The following is a 17,665-nucleotide window of genomic DNA, read 5'->3' as shown; positions in this document are numbered from 1 at the left end:
CAAGGGAGGTGGAACTGGCCCAACTGGATAGCTCCAGACGGGTTGGCAAATCCGGCCAAAGCCGCTAATGGTCCGCCCCCTTTCACAGACAGTCCGAGCATGACATGTCGAGCGCCCCGCCCGCCGTCTCGATTGGCGTCGATTTTGGCACCAGCAACACCGTGGTCGCGCTGTCCGACGGCGACGGCCGCGTCGAGGCTGTTCGTTTCGACCACGGCGGCCGCACGCATAGCGTCTATGTGTCCGCGCTGTGCTTCTGGGAGGAGCGGCCGGGCGCGGGCCTGCATCCGCGCGCCGAGGGCGGCCCGTGGGCGATCGAGCAGTTCCTCGAGGGACGCACGATCCATCGCTTCATCCAGTCGTTCAAGACCTTCGCGGCAAGCTCGGCCTTCAACACCACCCAGATCTTCCGGCAACGCTACAAGTTCGAGGACCTGCTCGCGGCGTTCCTGCGCACGTTGACGCGCCATGCCGGCGAAGGATTCGATCTCGGCGCGCCGACCATCATGGTCGGCCGACCGGTACGCTTTGCGGGCGGCAACCCCAATGACGAACTCGCGATGCAGCGCTACCGCGCTGCGTTCGAGCGGCTAGGCGCCGGCCATGCGCGCTATGTCTACGAGCCGGTCGGCGCGGCGTTCTCCTTCGCACGCACGCTGGACCACGATGCCACCGTGCTGGTCGCCGATTTCGGCGGCGGCACCAGCGACTTCTCCGTGATGCGGTTCTCGCGCAAGGGCGGCGTACTGCGCGCCGAACCGCTAGGCCACGCCGGCATCGGCATCGCCGGCGACACCTTCGATTACCGCATCGTCGACCACATCGTCTCGCCGCGGCTCGGCAAGGGCACCAGCTACCGCTCGTTCGACAAGGTGCTGCCGATCCCCAATCACTATTATTCGAGCCTCGCCCGCTGGCACCAGCTCGCGATGATGCGGGGCAATGGCGATTTGCGCGAGTTGCAGCAGCTCGCGCGCACCGCGCTCGATCCGGCGCCGCTGCACGATTTCATCACCATCGTCGACCACGATCTCGGCTTCGCGCTTTATCGCGCCGTGTCGGACACCAAGGTCGCGCTGTCGAGCCGCGACCGCGTCGAGTTCCGCTTCGCCCGCGAAGGCATCGATATCGGCGCGACCGTGACGCGCGACGATTTCGAATCCTGGATCGCCGACGACATCGAACGGCTCGGCGCGACCGTGGACGAGGCGCTGGCCAAGTCGGGCATCACCGCGCGCGACGTCGAGAAGGTGTTCCTGACCGGCGGCACCTCGTTCGTGCCGGCCGTGCAGCGCCTGTTCGCCGAACGCTTCGGCGCGGCGCGGCTGACCTCGGCGGATCAATTCGAATCGATCGCCTACGGCCTCGCTTTGATCGGCCACACGCCCGATCCCGACCGCTGGACCTTCGCCGAAGCCGCGTGACGGCTGGCTTCGCGCCTTGATCCCGGCTCAATCGACGACTACATCACGTCAACCATCAATTCCTAAGGATGCCGACGGCCATGGATTTCACCCTGACAGCAACGCCCGTCAGCCTTGCCCTCGGGGATATTCATGCCTGCATCGATCGCGCTCTCTCGTCTGACCCTGTCCGCGCCTGACGGTCGGGTTCTCCTTTCCAACATCGATCTGAACTTCGGACCCGAACGCACCGGCCTTGTGGGCAGGAACGGCGTCGGCAAGACGACGCTGCTCGGCCTCATCGCAAGTCGGCGCACGCCGCAATCCGGCACGGTCTCGGTTCAGGGACGCGTCAGGATGCTGCATCAGACGGTTCAGCCGAAACCGGATGAACGCGTCGTCGACCTGTTCGGCGCGCGCGGTGCGCTGGCCGCGTTACGCCGCGCCGAACAGGGCGTTGCGAGCACTGAAGAGCTTGCGGATATCGACTGGACGCTCGACACGCGTATTGCGGCCGCGCTCGAGCGCGTCGGACTGAGCGATGCACTCGACGCGCCGCTGGCAGCGCTGTCCGGCGGCCAGGCCACCCGGGCGCGCCTCGCCGCCCTGACCTTCGCGCAACCTGATTTTCTGCTGCTGGATGAGCCGACCAACAATCTCGACCGCGCGGGACGCAAGGCGGTGATCGACCTGCTCGCCGACTGGCGGCAAGGCGCCATCATCGTCAGCCACGACCGCGAACTGCTGGAGACGATGGATGCGATCGTCGAACTGACATCGCTGGAAGCCAGGCGGTACGGCGGCAATTGGAGCCAGTATCGCGCACGCAAGGCCATCGAGCTGTCGGCAGCACGACACGATCTGGCCGATGCCGAGAAGCGCGTCGCCGAGATCGACCGTAACACAAGAGAAGCCAACGAACGGAAGGCGCGCAAGGACGGCGCGGGTGCAAGGAAGCGCGCCAAGGGCGATCTGCCGCGCATCGCCGCCGGGCTGCGCAAGGACCGCAGCGAGGACAGCGGCGGCGAGAACGCCCGCCTCGCCGAACGACGGCGGACGCAAGCGCTCGAACTTGCCACCGCGGCGCGGCAACGCATCGAGGTGCTGCAACCGTTCGCGGTGCAGCTGCCCTCGACGCATCTGCCGGCGAGCAGGATGGTGCTGCGGATCGACGCGGCCGACGTCGGCTACGGCACGGAAGCGCCGATCCTGCGTGACGTCACCTTCTCCATGTCGGGTCCGGAGCGCGTCGCGATCACTGGCCCCAACGGTGCCGGCAAGACGACGCTGCTCAAGCTCGTCAGTGGCGACCTGACCGCGGCGCGCGGCACCGTCGAGGTGATGACCCGGTTCGCCGTGTTCGATCAGGCGGTCAGCCTGCTCGATGCGTCGGCCTCCATCCTGGAGAATTTCCGGCGCATCAATCCGGATGCCGGCGAGAACGCCTGTCGCGCGGCGCTGGCGCGATTCGCGTTCCGCGCCGATGCCGCGCTGCAGCCCGTTGCGAGCCTCTCCGGCGGCCAGTTGCTTCGCGCAGGTCTTGCTTGTGTGCTGGGCGGCGTGATGCCGCCGCCACTCCTGATCCTCGACGAGCCGACTAACCACCTCGACATCGAATCCATGGAAGCGGTCGAGGCCGGCCTGCGCGCCTATGACGGCGCGCTGCTGGTCGTCAGCCACGATGAGGCCTTCCTCGAGGCCATCGCAATCACGCGCAGACTGGATCTCGTGTCGTGGAGGTGATGCGGAGAGCGGAGCAATTGCCCTTACGCAATCAATGCGTCGAACGGCGAAGATTGGTCAGGAATTGAACAGCCGAGCACGCGTCGCCTTGGGGTAGGTCGTAAGGCGCGGTGCTCGGCTGTCAGGCCGCGCGGCGGTGCGGCCATCCCGACAGCCACGCTCGCTCGTCCCCGTGAGCGAGGCCGCCGGATCTCAATCTCGACTGTTGCTAAATCCGCGCCGTCGAATGGAGCGCGTTTCTCCAAAGGGCAAATGCGACGAAGCCAGCCAGCAACAAAAAGCCGCCACCGGCCGCGATCAGGACATGCGCGAGCGTCATCTTGGAACATCCCAATTGAAAGGCTTCATGCGGAGCGATATGCGCCGCAACCTGGCAATCAAAAGCACTTCAAAATTGATTTGCCCCGCCGGCCGCCGCCGAACAGCCCGAAAGGTGGCTGGCACTGCGCTCTGCCCACCCTTCGATTTCAGAGCGGTCGTCCAGCCACTCGGCTGTTGCCGCTCATCGTGCGGTTCGTCAAACCGCTCAACTGCCACGAGGATAATCGATAAAACTTTATCGACAATCGAAAGGAAAAATTAAGGTTACCGATGGATGGGATTGTCGGGGTCATCCTTCGGCGAGGCTCGCCCGGTGGCCGCGGCTCCCGCCAAAATATCGAAAACAACCCCATGCAAAGGAGCCGGCGGCCGCCGCTCCGGCCTGCGTGGCGGTCAATTGGAGCAACATCCTCCGGACGAAAATTCGCAGGGCATGTCACGTTTCGACGCGCTGCCTTGTCTTGACTTCTGCAAGGGCAGCAGCAGAGGACACCATGCACACACTCGGAACCGGCGGCGGTCGCACCCTGATCGCAATCGTCTATCATAGCGCCTACGGCCATACCCGGCGGCAGGCGGAGGCCGTCAGGTCCGGCGTCCAGGATATCGATGGCGCAGAGGCGCTTCTGGTGCCTGTCGAGCACGTGGAACAGAACTGGGATCGGCTGATGGATGCGGAAGCGTTGATCTTCGGCACGCCCACCTACATGGGCGCCGCCTCCGCGGCCTTCAAAGCCTTTCAGGAAGCAACTTCACGCGCGGTGATGTCCAAAGGCTATCGCTGGAAGGACAAGCTCGCGGCAGGCTTCACCAATTCGGGGGCACACGCCGGCGACAAGCTGTCCACATTGATCCAGCTTGCATTGTTCGCCGCGCAGCATGGGATGCATTGGGTCAATCTCGATCTGCCCCCGGGGAACAACTCCGCATCGGGATCGGAAGCCGATCCGAACAGGCTGGGGTTCTGGCTCGGAGCCGGCGCACAGTCGAACACCGACGAGGGCGCGGACACCGCCCCGCCCGATTCCGATCTCGCAACCGCCCGCCACCTGGGACAGCGGGTGGCAAAGACGGCACTTCAGTTTGTACGCGGCCGTGACGCGGCCTCGGTGCCCGTTCCGGCGGCGTCATGACAGATGCAGCTGAACCGTCAGCTGCCGAGATCTTCGCCGAGTTGCGGCCACGCCTGATCCGGCTGGCCTATCGGATGCTGGGCTCGGTCGCCGACGCAGAGGATGTCGTGCACAGCGCCTGGGTACGCTGGCTCGCTGCCGATCGCGATCAGATGCGCGATCCCAAGGCAGTCTTGCACACCATCGTCACCCGATTATCCCTCAACGAATTGAAATCCGCACGGCGCCGGCGTGCCGCCTATGTCGGACCGTGGCTCCCCGAACCATTCTTCGACCCCGAAGCAGAGGAAGCGGCGGACGATCTGATCCTGCCGTTGATGATTGCCCTGGAACGCCTGTCGCCTTTGGAGCGGGCGGCCTTTCTGCTGCATGACGTGTTCGGATTGGGGTTCGATGCCGTATCCGAGACGGACGGGCGACCTTGCTGCGCTCCGCGCGATGCTCGCCGAAGATGTCGTGGTCTATGCCGATGGCGGTGGCCGGGTCCCGGCGCCGACAGAGCCTCTGGTCGGGCGTGATGCCGCGATGGAGCGTTTCGCGGGGCTCGCCCGCCTGTTCGCCATGCGTCCCTCACGATTGATCCGCTACGCCACCATCAACGGATTGCCGGGCTTCATCACCATCGAGGACGACCTCGTTCAAACGACAGCGTTGCATGTCGAGAATAAACGGGTCGTCGCTGTCTATGTGACCCGCAATCCCGACAAGCTGCACAACGTGCCTTGTGACGGGACGGCGGAATTGAGCGCGCCTCGCGCGTCCCCGCTCAGCGCGGCCGATAGCGATAGACCAGATCGCGGGGGTCGCCTCGCGGCGCTGACGGATCGAGCGCTTCGCGCCAAACTGAGAAGAACTCAGCGTGAGCAGATCTAGACCGCTCCACCGGGGGCACCACATGAGCCCGACCTGCCCCCTGTCATCGTCCCTCCTTTGCTCGGCCCTGCCAGATCGCGACCGCACCTGCGAGCAACACAGCGGCCGATATCACGAGCGAAGCATGCGCGCCTGCCATGAACGCGTTGTTCCCTGCGACCAGCGAGCCGAACAGGGCAACGCCAAGCACGCTGCCGGTCTGCCGTGTCGCGTTCAAGACGCCCGCGGCGATGCCGGATCGCGATTTCTCGACACTGCCGAGCAGCGTCGAGGTCAAAGACGGCACGAGCAGGCCGAGCCCGCCCCCGAGGACCATGAGCTGAGCGCAGATCTCCCCGTAGCTCGTGCCTGAGGCCATATGCAGCAGCGCAACGCAGCCCGCGGCAGTGATCACACAAGCTAGCGCAATGGTTTGCGGTGCGCCGAGGCGCTCGCTGACCGAAGCGGTGACGAGGTTGGCGGGCAGCACCATGGCCATCATGGGCACGAAGGCGAGGCCCGTTGCGAACGGCGACCAGCCATTGACGTTTTGGAAGTAGAGACTGAGCACGAAGATCAGGCCGTAGAAGGCGATGTTGAAGAGGAGCCCGACCAGCGCGGTCAGCGCGAACATGCGATGGCGGAACAGCGATAGCGGCAGCATCGGTTGCGGCGCGCGCGCCTCGCGCCATACGAACAGGATGCCGAGTACGGCCGCCCCCGCGAAGCCCATCATGACGAGCGGATGGCTCCAGCCGAGCGCGCCGCCCTCGATCAGCGCGCCGGCCATCGTGCCAAGGGTTGCAATCGCCGCGATCTGTCCCGGCAGATCGATCTCGCGTTGCGCGAGCCGCGGCGTCTCCTCGGCATAACGCCAGGCGAGCCAGAGGCCGGCGGCACCGATCGGCAGGTTGACGAGAAAGATCGCGCGCCAACCGACCAGCGCGATCAGCGCGCCGCCGACGAACGGCCCCGAAGTCAGTGCGACGCTCGCGCCTGCGGCCCAGAAGCCGACCGCGCGGCCCCGCGCCTTCGGATCGGTATACGCGTGATTGAGCAGCGTCAGCGAGTTCGGCACAAGGATCGCCGCCGCGAGGCCCTGCACGGAGCGCGCGGCGATCAGAAACATCGCCGACGGGGCCAGTGCGCAGGCGAGCGATGCCAGCGTGAAGATTGCAAAGCCCCCTATGAAGATCCGTTTGGCGCCAACGCGGTCGCCGAGCGCGCCGGCGGTCAGAATGAAGGCGGCGAACGCGATGGTATAAGCTGTCACCACCCATTGCAGCTCGGCGACGCTGCCGCCGAGCGAACTGCCGATGCTGCTGAGCGCGGTATTGACGATGGTGATATCGAGCTGCACCACGCCAAGACCGAGGCTCGTGGCGGCAAGTGCCAGTGCCATCGCGAGAGGCGAACGGGATGACGTGTTGTCGGAGTGGGCTAGTTCCGGCTGCCTGGTGTTGAGGGAAGTTGTTTGCATTGATCACACTCGGTTGTCTGTGAGATTTTGATGGCTCAGACCAGCCCGCTTTGCGATTATCATTCGATGCCAATCGAATACTTGGAGCCGCGAGACGATCTTTCGTCCCGCCGCGGCGATGCCTTTCGCTTGGGCTTAGTGGTGTCCAGACAACCTATGTCCCGCGATTGAATCGGTCTTGCAGAAACACTACGGTCTTGGCCGAAGTATTCGTGCTTGGCACTGCGTCCTCATCGGCGTAGGAGAAACGCATGGATACGGGACCCAAAATCGCCCAAGTCGCGGCACTCATCGGCGATCCGGCGCGCGCCAACATGCTCAGTGCGCTGATGGATGGCCGAACGCTGACCGCCTCGGAGCTCGCCTATGTGTCTGGCGTGGCGCCGCAGACAGCCAGTGGCCATCTTGCGAAACTCAGCGACGCCGGATTGCTTGCGCTCGCAAAGCAGGGCCGACGACGATATTTTCGCTTGGCCTCTCCGCACGTCGCACGCGTGCTGGAAGGCCTCATGGTGGTGGCGCAGGACGGCCCCGCCCGGCAGCGCAATCTCTGGCGCGGCGGAGAGACGCTCCGACACGCGCGGACGTGCTATGACCACATGGCCGGCCGCATCGCCGTCGCGATCGCCGACCGGTTGGTCCAACAGTCGTTCATTCTGCTCGACGAGGATGGCGGACAACTCACCGATGCCGGTCGGTCATTCTTCGATGAGTTAGGCGTCGATCTTCGCCGCGCCTCCAAGCGCCGGGTGTTCTGTCGCCCCTGTCTCGACTGGAGCGAGCGCCGGCCGCATCTGGCCGGGGCGCTCGGCGCTGCCATTCTTCATCACGCTCTTGAGCACGATTGGGTCGAGCATGTCAGGGATAGCCGTGCGCTCGTCGTGACTCCTTTTGGAGTTAGAGATCTCGCCACAACGTTCGGCATCGAGGGCGCACTCCCGAGGGATGGACGCGAAGGGCAGGTTGCATCACTGTCCCGCGGACGGGTAGCGGTTCTCTCGGGTTGAGTCAGCTCCAACGCGTCCAATACCCGGAGCCGGCGGACCGGGACGAAGCCAGGAACGCCTGGTAGGCGGGGAAGTCATGGACAACCTGCGCACGAAGCGTCAGGCGAGCGGTCGAGATCGTTGGAATGTCAGGGGGCATTGGCCCTACGCTTCTCCGAAGCTTCGGGAGACTCCCTTCGCGCTGGTCTGAAAGGGTGGCCTTCCACCCGAAGCCCGGCAGGGCTGCAGGGTGGCGGAGAGGGAGGGATTCGAACCCCCGATAGGCTTGCACCTATGCCGCATTTCGAGTGCGGTGCATTCAACCACTCTGCCACCTCTCCGATGGCCCGGGTGATTTGCGCCACCCGCGGTCGGGGCGTGTTCTAGGCGAGGATGGCGGGACAGACAAGGCGCTGCAATAATATTTCCGTCACTGCCGCCTCGCCCCGTCAAAGCACCGGGGCAGCGGGAGAAAGCGCGCGGAAACAAAGCGCTAGCGGAACGGTTCTGGCTCGATCGGCGCGCGAGCGAACCAGCCGGAGCAGGAGCGGGCCATGGAGCATGTGACGATTCGAGCCAATGGTGCGGCGTTCCACGTCGCGCGGACCGGCACTGGGAGACCGCTGCTGCTGTTGCACGGCTGGCCGGAATTCTGGCTGACCTGGAAGCCGGTCATGGCGCCCCTCACAGACCGCTACACCCTGATCGCCCCCGACCTGCGCGGCTTCGGCGACAGCGACAAGCCGCAAGGCCCTTACGGCCCCGATCAGCATACCGACGACATGCTGGCGCTGCTCGACGCGCTCGGCGTCGACAAGGCCGGCGTGGTCGGCCACGACGTCGGCGGCGCCGTGATGCAGCCCCTCGCCCGCAAGGCGCCCGAGCGCATCGCCGGATTGTTTTTCTTCGATTTCGTCTATCCCGGCATCGGGCCGCGGATGGCCGCGCCAGACCGGCTGAACCACATCTGGTACCAGTCGTTCCACCAGATGGAGATGGCGCCCGCGCTGGTCGGCGCCAACAGAGACAGCTGCCGCGCTTACATCGGCCATTTCCTGCACCACTGGTCGCACCGCAAGGCCGCGTTCGACGACGTGATCGAGGATTTCGCCGACAATTTCTTCAAGCCCGGCAACCTCGCCGGCGGATTTGCGCATTATCGCGCGTCACATGCGGCGCGCGTGAAGATGATGCAGGGCGAGGCCCCGGCACTGTCGCCGATCACTGTTCCGACCTGCATCCGCTGGGCGGAGCACGATCCGCTGCTTCCCTATGCCTGGACCGACCGGCTGGGCGAGACCTTCTCCAATCTGGACCTGAAGATGTTTCCCGATGTCGGGCATTTCCCGCATCGCGAGGACCCCGACCGCGCGGCCGCCGAGATCGCCGGCTTCTTCGGGCGGATCAATTGGAAGTAGAAGTGGTGGGACCGCCAGGACGCGACAAAAACTGGCGGTCCCGTGCCGCTTCTTAATATTGCTGGCCGGGAAGTGCGGCTTCGCCGGTCGGCGGGAGCGACACGGGCCACGGTAGCGAGCGACGTCGAAACGGCAACGCGAACCCGATCTTAACCTAACCGATCAACCTTACCGCGCGTAATCCGGAGCCGCTGGATCTGCGGATGGAGGTGCCCCGGATTTCGCGGAGCCTGTCATCGGGCGCGCATTCGCGCGACCCGTTGGCTGCATCCGGGCTACGCATGCTTACCTCCCCTGAAAAGGGGAGGTCGCTTTGCTCGCCAGAGCAAAGCGGGTGGGGATCTGCTCTCTCCGCAAACAGCATCGCCTGCGGCTAACCCCCATCCCGACCTTCCCCCTTTCAGGGGGAAGGAGAAGACAGACCGTAGCCCGTATGGAGCGCGCGCGATCGCTGAATCCTGACGGCTCAGGCATCGGCTTTCCTGGCTTTTTTGGCCTTTTTCTCGCTCTTTTCGCTCTCGTCATCCTTGTCTTTTTTCTCGGCCTTCTTCTCGTCCTTGCCGTTATCCCGCTTGCGATTGGTGTAGCGGGCATTGCCAAGCCCGGTTCCGATCGTCAGCACGCCCCAGCGCGCGACATCCTGCATGAACGGGACCTCGGCCAGCCCCTGCACCACGCCGTCATTATGCATCACGATCGCGGTGTCATGATCACCAATCTGCGGGATCGCCTCGACCAGGCTCGCCGGCAAGTTGAATTTGCTGCTCTCCCAATTGCCGGGCAGGTTCTGCGCCCCCTTTTCGATCGATCCGTCCTCATTGATGACGCCGGGACAGGCGATGCCGATGAACGGCGCGAGCTTGAGATTCTCCTTCTCGGCGGCGGCAATCAACTCCTTCAGCATCTTCACCAGCCGCTTCACCGCACCTTCGCGCGTCGGCTCGTCATCGGCGTGGCGCCACAGCTCCGATTTCCAGACCGCCGCCTTGGAGAGATCGGGCGCCTTCTTCCAGCGCGTCTCGACAACGCCGCAGCGGATATTGGTGCCGCCGATGTCGACGGCGAGGACGCCGTCATGGGCTTCGAAAATCCACGATGGCGCGAGGTGCAGCGTGCCGATCAGGCCGGCATCATCGGGGTGAAAGCGGATCGGCACCATGTCGACCTTGAAATCCTCTGACTTCAGGATGATCTCGGTGCGCGCGATGGCGAGCTCGCCGAGCCTGGAGTCGCGGAAGCCGCCGCCGACCACGATGCGCTCGGTCTTGGCCCAGGCCTTGGTGTTGAGGAAGCGCCGCGTCACATAGGCGAGCTCCTGCGCAAACTCCTCGATCGCGCTGTGCACGACCGCCGAGGCCTCGGTGTCGTCGCCGACCAGCAACTCATCGAGCTTCTTCTTGCTGATTTTGTCCGACTGCTCGTCGCCGAACGGATCTTCGTCCGATTTGCGCAGCGGCTTGCGCCAGCGGTCGAGGATCTTGCGGAACGCGCCCTTGGAGGCGCGATCGCCGAGAAAGCCCTCGTCGTCCTTCAGCTCGATATTGAAGCTGTCGATGTCGACAGACGGCAGCCGCGCGGCACCGTGGTGCGCGATGCCCGTGGTCAATCCAGCGTCTTCGGCCATTCGCCCTTGCCTGCCCGCTTGAGGGTCCCAGTTTCCGGATCATGCTGTAACGGCCGGGAACTCAAATGGTTGCGTCCCGCGCTGCGCCGTCTGGCCAGCGCGGGACGCAATTTCGCGTGCCTCAGGCGGCCTTCACCCGGTAGCGCGCCGCAGGTGCACTGCGCGACAGGTTCGGCATCAGCTTCTGGCGGGCGGCTTCATAGGCATGCCAATCGGCGGCCTCCGGCAGCGACGGCACGGTGAAGACCTCGCCCTGGTCGAGACCGGCGAGCGCGGCATCGACCATGTCCTCGGCCCTCATCACGATCTCACCGGGCAGATGCTCGACCGGCGTGCCGGCCACGTTCCAGAACTCGGTCGCCGTGGCCCCCGGCAGCACAGCCTGGACCCGGATGTTCTTGTCCTTCAGCTCGTGCTGCAGCGAGTGGGTCAGCGCCAGCACGAAGGCCTTGCTGCCGCCGTAGACGCCGTTGAGCATCTCCGGCGCGACGCCGACCACCGAGGCGATGTTGACGACGGTGCCGCCGCCGCGCGCCACGAATCCGGGCACTGCCGCATAGGTCAGACGCATCAGCGCGTCGACATTGAGCGCGATCAAGTCGCTCATCTTGTCGACATCGGATGCGAGCAGCGGCGCGGTTGCACCGACGCCCGCATTGTTCACCAGCAGGCTGATGCCGGTATTGCTGCGCAGAATGGATTCGATCCGTGACACGTCGCCGCGCTTGCCGAGGTCGGCGGCAACGATCTCGATCGATCGGCCTGTCTCCGCCGACAGACGCTTGGCAAGCCCGTCGAGGCGCTCGCGGTTGCGTGCGACGAGGATCAGATCGTAGCCACGCCGTGCGAGCCGGTCCGCGTAGATGGCACCGATTCCGGACGACGCACCGGTAACGAGCGCCGTTCCTTTGGCTGACTTGGTCATGTTGGTCTCCTGTTTGACCCGAACGGCCGGTTTTGGCCGCTGTTCAGGTTCTACAGGCTCCCTTGCATGTCTCAAATGTCATATATACACCTTTTTAGGACACACATCGTCACTGGAGGGTTCCATGCAGGAGATCGGCTTCGTCGTCTTCCCGGGCTTCCAGGTGATGGGCTTCACCGCCATCACCGCCTTCGAGATCGCCAATCTGGTGGCCGGTGAAAATTTCTACCGGGTCACACTGCTGTCCGAGAATGGCGGCCCGGTGCGGTCATCCGCAGGCTTCAATGTCGAGACCGAAGCGTTCAGCGAGCGCAGCTTCGACACGCTGTTCGTCGGCGCGGGCACCGAGCTGCATCCGGCGTCACCGAAGCTGACCGACTATGTTCGCCGCGCCTTGACGGCGTCACAGCGCATCGCCGCGCCCTGCGTCGGCGCCTTCTCGCTCGCCGAAGCCGGCCTGCTCGACGGCCGGCGCGTCTCCACGCATTGGCAATACGCCGCCGAGCTGCAGGCGCGCTTTCCCAAGCTGAAAGTCGAGCAGGACCGCATCTACATCGTCGACGGACCGATCTGGACCTCGGCCGGCATGACCGCGACGATCGATCTGGCGCTGGCGATGGTCGAGCATGACCTCGGCGTCGAGGTCGCCCGTTCGGTGGCGCGCAAGCTCGTCGTCTATCACCGCCGCACCGGCGGACAGTCGCAGTTTTCGGCGCTGCTCGAGCTCGACCCGAAATCCGATCGTATCCAGAACGCGCTCAATTACGCCAAGGCGCATCTGCGCAACGAGTTCTCCGTCGAGGAGTTGGCCGCCGTCGCACGGCTCAGCCCGCGCCAGTTCAGCCGCGCCTTCCGTTCAGAGACCGGCCAGTCACCGGCCAAGGCGATCGAGCATCTTAGGGTCGAGGCGGCGCGCGAATTGATCGGTGACGGCCGCCATTCGATGGACGAAATTGCCGTAGAGACCGGCTTTGCCGACCGCGAACGGATGCGGCGGGCGTTCTTGCGGGTGCTGGGCCAGCCGCCCCAGACCATCCGACGCCACGCGAGGATCGCGGCCCAGGCGCAGGCTTGAGCCGCCAATCTCGGCCAAAACCATGCCAAACCCTTCATTTTTGGCCGGTTTTTGCCCTGCTTTACCTTGACTCTCGGTCGTTTGCGGCTATAAGTCCCCCCATCCGGCGCGGGGATTTCTCGCGCCGATCGTTTTTGTGCGGACCATTTGGGAATTCATTCCCTTCGCACGAGACACGCAACCCATAGCGACTGAACAAAAAGCCGACCCGGGCGAACCGTCCGAGGCCGGGATCGAACACGAAGGAATCAAACGATGTTCGCAGTCATCAAAACCGGCGGCCGGCAATACCGTGTCGTTCCGAATGATGTACTCGAGATAGGCAAGATCGCCGGCGATGTCGGCACGATCGTGCAGCTTGGCGAAGTTCTGGTGCTCGGCGGTGATACGCCGGTGCTGGGAACGCCCACCGTGGCAGGCGCGTCCGTTGCAGCCGAAGTGCTGCAGCACAAGCGCGGCGCCAAGGTGATCGCGTTCAAGAAGCGTCGCCGCAAGAATTCACGCCGCAAGCGCGGCTATCGCGACGAGCTCACGGTGCTTCGCATCACCGAGATCCTCGCCGATAACGCCAAGCCGACCGTCGGCCCGCGGCCGAAGAAGGAAAAGGTCGCAGCGCCCGCCGATGGCGAGGACGCAGCGCCGAAGGCGGCCAAGAAGAAGGCGCCCGCAAAGGCGCCGGCCGCCAAGAAGGCTCCGGCCAAGAAGGCCGCGGCCAAGGCTTAAGAAGAAGTGATCGTCGCGCTTTCAGATGTGAAGCGTGACAAAACGTGAAATGATTCCGTCAAGGAATTGATCTAGAGATCAAAGCGAAGTCGGAGACGAGCCATGGCTCACAAAAAAGCAGGCGGTTCATCGCGCAACGGACGTGATTCCAAGGGCAAGCGCCTTGGCATCAAGGCGTTCGGTGGCGAGCGCGTGATCCCCGGAAACATCATCGCGCGTCAGCGCGGCACCACCTGGCATCCTGGCCTTAATGTCGGCATGGGCACCGATCATACTCTCTTCGCCAAGGTCGAGGGTCATGTCGAGTTCCGTGCCAAAGCCAACGGCCGCACGTTTGTATCGGTTATTCCGATGGCAGAGGCGGCCGAGTAGACGGTGGACACACATGAGTCCGCCGGGTCCTGTTGAACCGGCGGAGTCGCAAAGGGCTCCAAGGGGAGGCGGGATGACCGGCCTCCCCTTTTTGTTGCGCGCGTTCCAGTTCGACCGCGCGTGACGTTCCAAGCGTTGCGTACAGATTTTTTCGCATCACAGGAGCTCGACATGTTGCAGGACATCCCGACGCCGACCTTGCGCGAGGCAAGAGCTTGCGTCCTCGAGACCGAACGGCTGACATTGCGCAAGCCGACGCTCGCGGACGTAAAAGCAATCGCACGCCTCGCCAATGACCGCCGCATCGCGGAGAACACCCGCCGCCTGCCGCATCCCTATACCCACGACGACGCCATCGACTTCGTGCGCGCGCTCGGCGCCGGCGGACGCGAGACCGTTTTCCTGATCGAGAACAATCACACGCCGATCGGCATGGTCGGCATCGACTGGCGCGAGGAGGCATCGGCCGAACTCGGCTACTGGCTCGGCGTCGACTATTGGGGCCAGGGTTTTGGCACCGAGGCCGCGCGCGCCGTGATCGATTACTTCTTCGAGGAGTTCGATCTCGACCAGCTGATCTCGGGCGCCCGCGTCGTCAACCCGTCGTCGCGCAACATCCTCGAGAAGTGCGGCTTCCAGTGGGGCGGCGTCGAGCTGCACCGCTTCGAGGCGCTGGGCTCGTCGAGCCCGGTCGACTGCTTCCGCCTGTCGCGCGGTGTCTGGACGTCGCTGAAGCGCTGGAACAACTCGACCCGGCGAGAGAGCTAGCACCCGTCATTGCGAGGAGCAAAGCGACGAAGCAATCCATCTCTGCGCTTGCGGCACCATGGATTGCTTCGCTCCGCTCGCAATGACCGAATTTGTCAAACGGCCTTACGCCGGCGGATTCACCGCGGAGTCCGGGCGTCCAAGCTGTTGCTCGCGGACGAAGATGTAGAGGCCGGCCGCGATGATAACAGCGGCACCGATGATGGTGGCCCAGGACGGCACGTCGCCGAACACCACGAAGCCGAAGATCACCGCCCAGACGATCATCGAATACTGGTACGGCACCACCACGCTCGCCGGCGCGAGCTTCAGCGAACGATTGACGCAAAGCAGCGCCGCGACCGAGATGATGCCGGCAGTGAAGAACAGCACGAGGCTGCCGGCTGACGGCGTCACCCAGCCGAACGGCGAGAGCACGAGGCCCAGGATGAACGTGCCGCCGAATTGCGACGTCGCCAGCGCGATATCGGGCGTCGCGCGCAGCGAGCGCGTGATCAGCATCAGCACCGCGAACGACAGGCTGCCGCCAAGCGCGATCATCGCCGGCCAGCTGATCGTCTGCGCCGACGGCCGGAGCGCGATCAGCACCCCGCAGAAACCGACCAGGATCGCGGTCCAGCGCCGCCAGCCGATATGCTCGCCGAGCACGAGGCCCGACATCGCGGTGACGAAGATCGGTCCGGCGAGGTAGTAGGTGATGACGTCGGCGAGCGGCAGATAGACGGTCGCCAGGAAGAACGCCGCAACCTCCACGGTCGACAGCGTGACGCGCAGCAATTGCAGCCACGGCCGTTCCAGATGCAGAAAATCCGCGCGCCGCTGCCATACGATCGGCAGCAGCACGAGCAGCGCCGCACAGGCGCGCAGCCACAGCAATTGCCCGACCGAATAGGTGGCGACGATGAATTTGCCCATCGCGTCGCCGAACGAGAACATGAAGATCGACAGCAGCATCAACCCGATGCCGGCGAGCCGCGCCGACCGGTCGTCGTAGGAGGACAGCTTTGCGAACAGGCTCATGAGCAGACTTGCGCTTTTGTTCCGGAGTCGTCCGGTTTTAAAGACGTGGATGCCCGGGACAAGCCCGGGCATGACGAATTGAACGGATTGCCGCACCTGCGTCGCTGCGATACCGGTAGCTGATCCCGGCAACAAAAAGAGCAGGAAACGCCGCATGAGCGACTTCGATCCCACCCAGCATCGCATGGTCCCCGCGCAGCGGTGGTTCGAGGATTTCGTGCTCGGCGAGCGCTTCGTGATTCCAAGCCGGACCCAGACCTCGGCCGTGTTCGCGGCGTTCCAGACCGCCAGCGGCGACACCCATCCGATCCATTACGACGTCGAATATTGCCGCGCGCGCGGCATGCCTGATCTGCTCGCCCACGGCTTCCAGACCCTTGTGCACACCGCGCCCGGCGCCGGATTGTTTCCCTACGTCGTGGAGGAGTCGCTGATCGGCTTCCTCGAGCAATCGAGCAAGTTCCTGAAACCGGTCTATGCCGGCGATACCATCTACCCCGCGCTGGAGGTGATCGAGCTGTCGCCGGGCAAGACCACCGGCGTCGTGACGCTGCGCTCGACCGTGCACAACCAGCGCCGCGAGCTGGTGCTGGAGGGGATGCAGAAATTCCTGGTCCGGAGACGGCCTGCTTAGCCGCTTGGGCCGCAAAAAGGCCCGAAAATTAAGGCTTTTCGCTGAAGTCAGGGCCTTTCCGGGTTGCCGCAAAGGCCACCCTGCCCTAACTAGAGCGGATCATGAAATTCCTCGATGAAGCCAAGGTCTATATTCGCTCGGGCGACGGCGGCAACGGCTGCGTCGCGTTCCGGCGCGAGAAGTTCATCGAGTTCGGCGGTCCTTCCGGCGGCAATGGCGGCCGCGGCGGCGACGTCATCATCGAGTCCGTCGACGGACTGAACACGCTGATCGACTACCGCTACCAGCAGCACTTCAAGGCACAGAAGGGCACCAATGGCATGGGCAAGGACCGCCATGGCGCCAACGGCAAGTCGATCGTGCTGAAAGTGCCGGTCGGCACCCAGGTGTTCGACGAGGACCGCGAGACCTTGCTGCACGACTTCACCGAACTCGGCGAAACCTTCGTGCTGGCCAAGGGCGGCAATGGCGGCTTCGGAAACGCGCATTTCAAATCCTCGACCAATCGCGCGCCGCGCAACGCCAATCCCGGCGCGCCGGGCGAAGAGCGCTGGATCTGGCTGCGGCTGAAGCTGATCGCCGACGCCGGCCTGGTCGGCCTGCCCAATGCCGGCAAATCGACCTTCCTCTCGGTGGTCAGCGCGGCGCGGCCGAAGATCGCCGATTATCCCTTCACCACGCTGCATCCGCAGCTTGGCGTGGTGAATTTCGGCGGCCGCGAATTCGTGCTCGCCGACATCCCCGGGCTGATCGAAGGCGCGCATGAAGGCGCCGGCCTCGGCGACCGCTTCCTCGGCCATGTCGAGCGCTGCCGCGTGCTGCTGCATCTGGTCGATGCGACTTGCGAGCATGCCGGCAAGGCCTACAAGACGGTGCGCACCGAGCTCGAAGCCTATGAGGGCCATCTCGCCGACAAGATCGAGATCGTCGCGCTCAACAAGATCGACGCCGTCGCGCCCGACGAACTGAAGAAGCAGAAGGACCGCCTCAAGCGGGCGGCGAAGAAGACGCCGCTGTTGCTCTCGGGCGCGACCGGCGAAGGCGTGCAGGATGCGCTGCGCGCGCTGGTCGAGGTGATCGGCGAGGCGCCGGTGTCCAACAAGGCCAAGGGTGGCCAGGCGGAGCCGTGGGCGACGCCGGTGCCGCAGGGTTGACGGCATCTCGACTTCCCAAGCCACATTGTGGCGT

At 64.6% G+C, this 17,665-nt stretch carries 15 protein-coding genes, 1 tRNA gene and 1 pseudogene; 12 read left to right on the top strand and 5 right to left on the bottom strand.

Annotated elements, in window-relative coordinates; genetic code table 11:
• Positions 1 to 104 precede the first annotated feature (104 nt).
• From ACVIYL_RS10535 to ACVIYL_RS10520, 4 genes and pseudogenes are all read left to right on the top strand, one after another.
• Positions 105 to 1,424 (top strand): Hsp70 family protein, encoded by a 1,320-nt coding sequence (locus tag ACVIYL_RS10535; protein ID WP_456778467.1) that lies wholly within the window; start codon positions 105 to 107, stop codon positions 1,422 to 1,424.
• A 132-nt stretch (positions 1,425 to 1,556) separates the two neighbouring features.
• Positions 1,557 to 3,146 (top strand): ABC-F family ATP-binding cassette domain-containing protein, encoded by a 1,590-nt coding sequence (locus ACVIYL_RS10530; protein ID WP_456778466.1) that lies wholly within the window; start codon positions 1,557 to 1,559, stop codon positions 3,144 to 3,146.
• 815 nt (positions 3,147 to 3,961) lie between these two features.
• A complete protein-coding gene (locus ACVIYL_RS10525; RefSeq protein WP_456781805.1) occupies positions 3,962 to 4,600 on the top strand; it encodes a flavodoxin family protein in 639 nt (212 codons plus the stop codon).
• Positions 4,597 to 5,323: pseudogene (locus tag ACVIYL_RS10520) on the top strand (sigma factor); the annotation flags it as partial. The gene ACVIYL_RS10525 and the pseudogene ACVIYL_RS10520, both read left to right, overlap by 4 nt.
• A gap of 193 nt (positions 5,324 to 5,516) precedes the next feature.
• On the opposite strand, the gene ACVIYL_RS10515 reads toward ACVIYL_RS10520, so the two are convergent.
• Positions 5,517 to 6,932: an MFS transporter gene (locus ACVIYL_RS10515; protein WP_456778465.1), complete on the bottom strand. Its 1,416-nt coding sequence runs from the start codon at positions 6,930 to 6,932 to the stop codon at positions 5,517 to 5,519.
• 251 nt (positions 6,933 to 7,183) lie between these two features.
• Between ACVIYL_RS10515 and ACVIYL_RS10510 the strand changes: the two genes are divergently transcribed.
• A complete protein-coding gene (locus ACVIYL_RS10510) occupies positions 7,184 to 7,939 on the top strand; it encodes an ArsR/SmtB family transcription factor (RefSeq protein WP_456778464.1) in 756 nt (251 codons plus the stop codon).
• A gap of 230 nt (positions 7,940 to 8,169) precedes the next feature.
• Here the strand turns inward: ACVIYL_RS10510 and ACVIYL_RS10505 are convergent.
• A tRNA-Ser gene (locus ACVIYL_RS10505) sits at positions 8,170 to 8,259 on the bottom strand.
• A gap of 213 nt (positions 8,260 to 8,472) precedes the next feature.
• On the opposite strand from ACVIYL_RS10505, the gene ACVIYL_RS10500 reads away from it, so the two are divergent.
• The gene (locus ACVIYL_RS10500; RefSeq protein WP_456778463.1) at positions 8,473 to 9,336 is read left to right on the top strand and encodes an alpha/beta fold hydrolase; all 864 of its coding nucleotides are present in this window, start codon (positions 8,473 to 8,475) and stop codon (positions 9,334 to 9,336) included.
• Between the two features lie 466 nt (positions 9,337 to 9,802).
• On the opposite strand, the gene ACVIYL_RS10495 is transcribed toward ACVIYL_RS10500, so the two are convergent.
• Entirely contained in the window at positions 9,803 to 10,960 is a 1,158-nt protein-coding gene (locus ACVIYL_RS10495) for an ROK family protein (RefSeq protein ID WP_456778462.1), read from the bottom strand.
• A gap of 121 nt (positions 10,961 to 11,081) precedes the next feature.
• Positions 11,082 to 11,885: an SDR family NAD(P)-dependent oxidoreductase gene (locus ACVIYL_RS10490; RefSeq protein WP_456778461.1), complete on the bottom strand. Its 804-nt coding sequence runs from the start codon at positions 11,883 to 11,885 to the stop codon at positions 11,082 to 11,084.
• Positions 11,886 to 12,009: 124 nt separating this feature from the next.
• Between ACVIYL_RS10490 and ACVIYL_RS10485 the strand changes: the two genes are divergently transcribed.
• From ACVIYL_RS10485 to ACVIYL_RS10470, 4 genes are all read left to right on the top strand, one after another.
• Positions 12,010 to 12,960 carry a GlxA family transcriptional regulator gene (locus ACVIYL_RS10485; RefSeq protein ID WP_456778460.1) on the top strand — a complete coding sequence of 317 codons (951 nt, stop codon included), beginning with the start codon at positions 12,010 to 12,012 and terminating at the stop codon, positions 12,958 to 12,960.
• A 255-nt stretch (positions 12,961 to 13,215) separates the two neighbouring features.
• Positions 13,216 to 13,683 (top strand): 50S ribosomal protein L21, encoded by a 468-nt coding sequence (gene rplU / locus ACVIYL_RS10480; RefSeq protein ID WP_016847849.1) that lies wholly within the window; start codon positions 13,216 to 13,218, stop codon positions 13,681 to 13,683.
• A gap of 102 nt (positions 13,684 to 13,785) precedes the next feature.
• Entirely contained in the window at positions 13,786 to 14,055 is a 270-nt protein-coding gene (rpmA, locus tag ACVIYL_RS10475; protein ID WP_016847848.1) for a 50S ribosomal protein L27, read from the top strand.
• Between the two features lie 171 nt (positions 14,056 to 14,226).
• Entirely contained in the window at positions 14,227 to 14,823 is a 597-nt protein-coding gene (locus tag ACVIYL_RS10470) for a GNAT family N-acetyltransferase (protein ID WP_456778459.1), read from the top strand.
• A 105-nt stretch (positions 14,824 to 14,928) separates the two neighbouring features.
• On the opposite strand, the gene ACVIYL_RS10465 is transcribed toward ACVIYL_RS10470, so the two are convergent.
• Complete coding sequence (locus ACVIYL_RS10465) at positions 14,929 to 15,843, bottom strand: DMT family transporter (RefSeq protein ID WP_456778458.1); 915 nt, start codon at positions 15,841 to 15,843, stop codon at positions 14,929 to 14,931.
• Positions 15,844 to 15,997: 154 nt separating this feature from the next.
• Here ACVIYL_RS10465 and ACVIYL_RS10460 point away from each other — a divergent pair, with 154 nt between their 5' ends.
• Both ACVIYL_RS10460 and obgE read left to right on the top strand, forming a co-directional pair.
• Positions 15,998 to 16,477, top strand: a complete 480-nt coding sequence (locus ACVIYL_RS10460) for a MaoC family dehydratase (protein ID WP_137484028.1) — start codon at positions 15,998 to 16,000, stop codon at positions 16,475 to 16,477.
• Between the two features lie 101 nt (positions 16,478 to 16,578).
• Positions 16,579 to 17,631, top strand: a complete 1,053-nt coding sequence (gene obgE / locus ACVIYL_RS10455; RefSeq protein WP_456778457.1) for a GTPase ObgE — start codon at positions 16,579 to 16,581, stop codon at positions 17,629 to 17,631.
• Positions 17,632 to 17,665 lie beyond the last annotated feature (34 nt).

It is taken from the genome of Bradyrhizobium sp. USDA 3315, from assembly GCF_054056795.1.
This window is presented reverse-complemented; position numbering and strand designations above follow the sequence as displayed.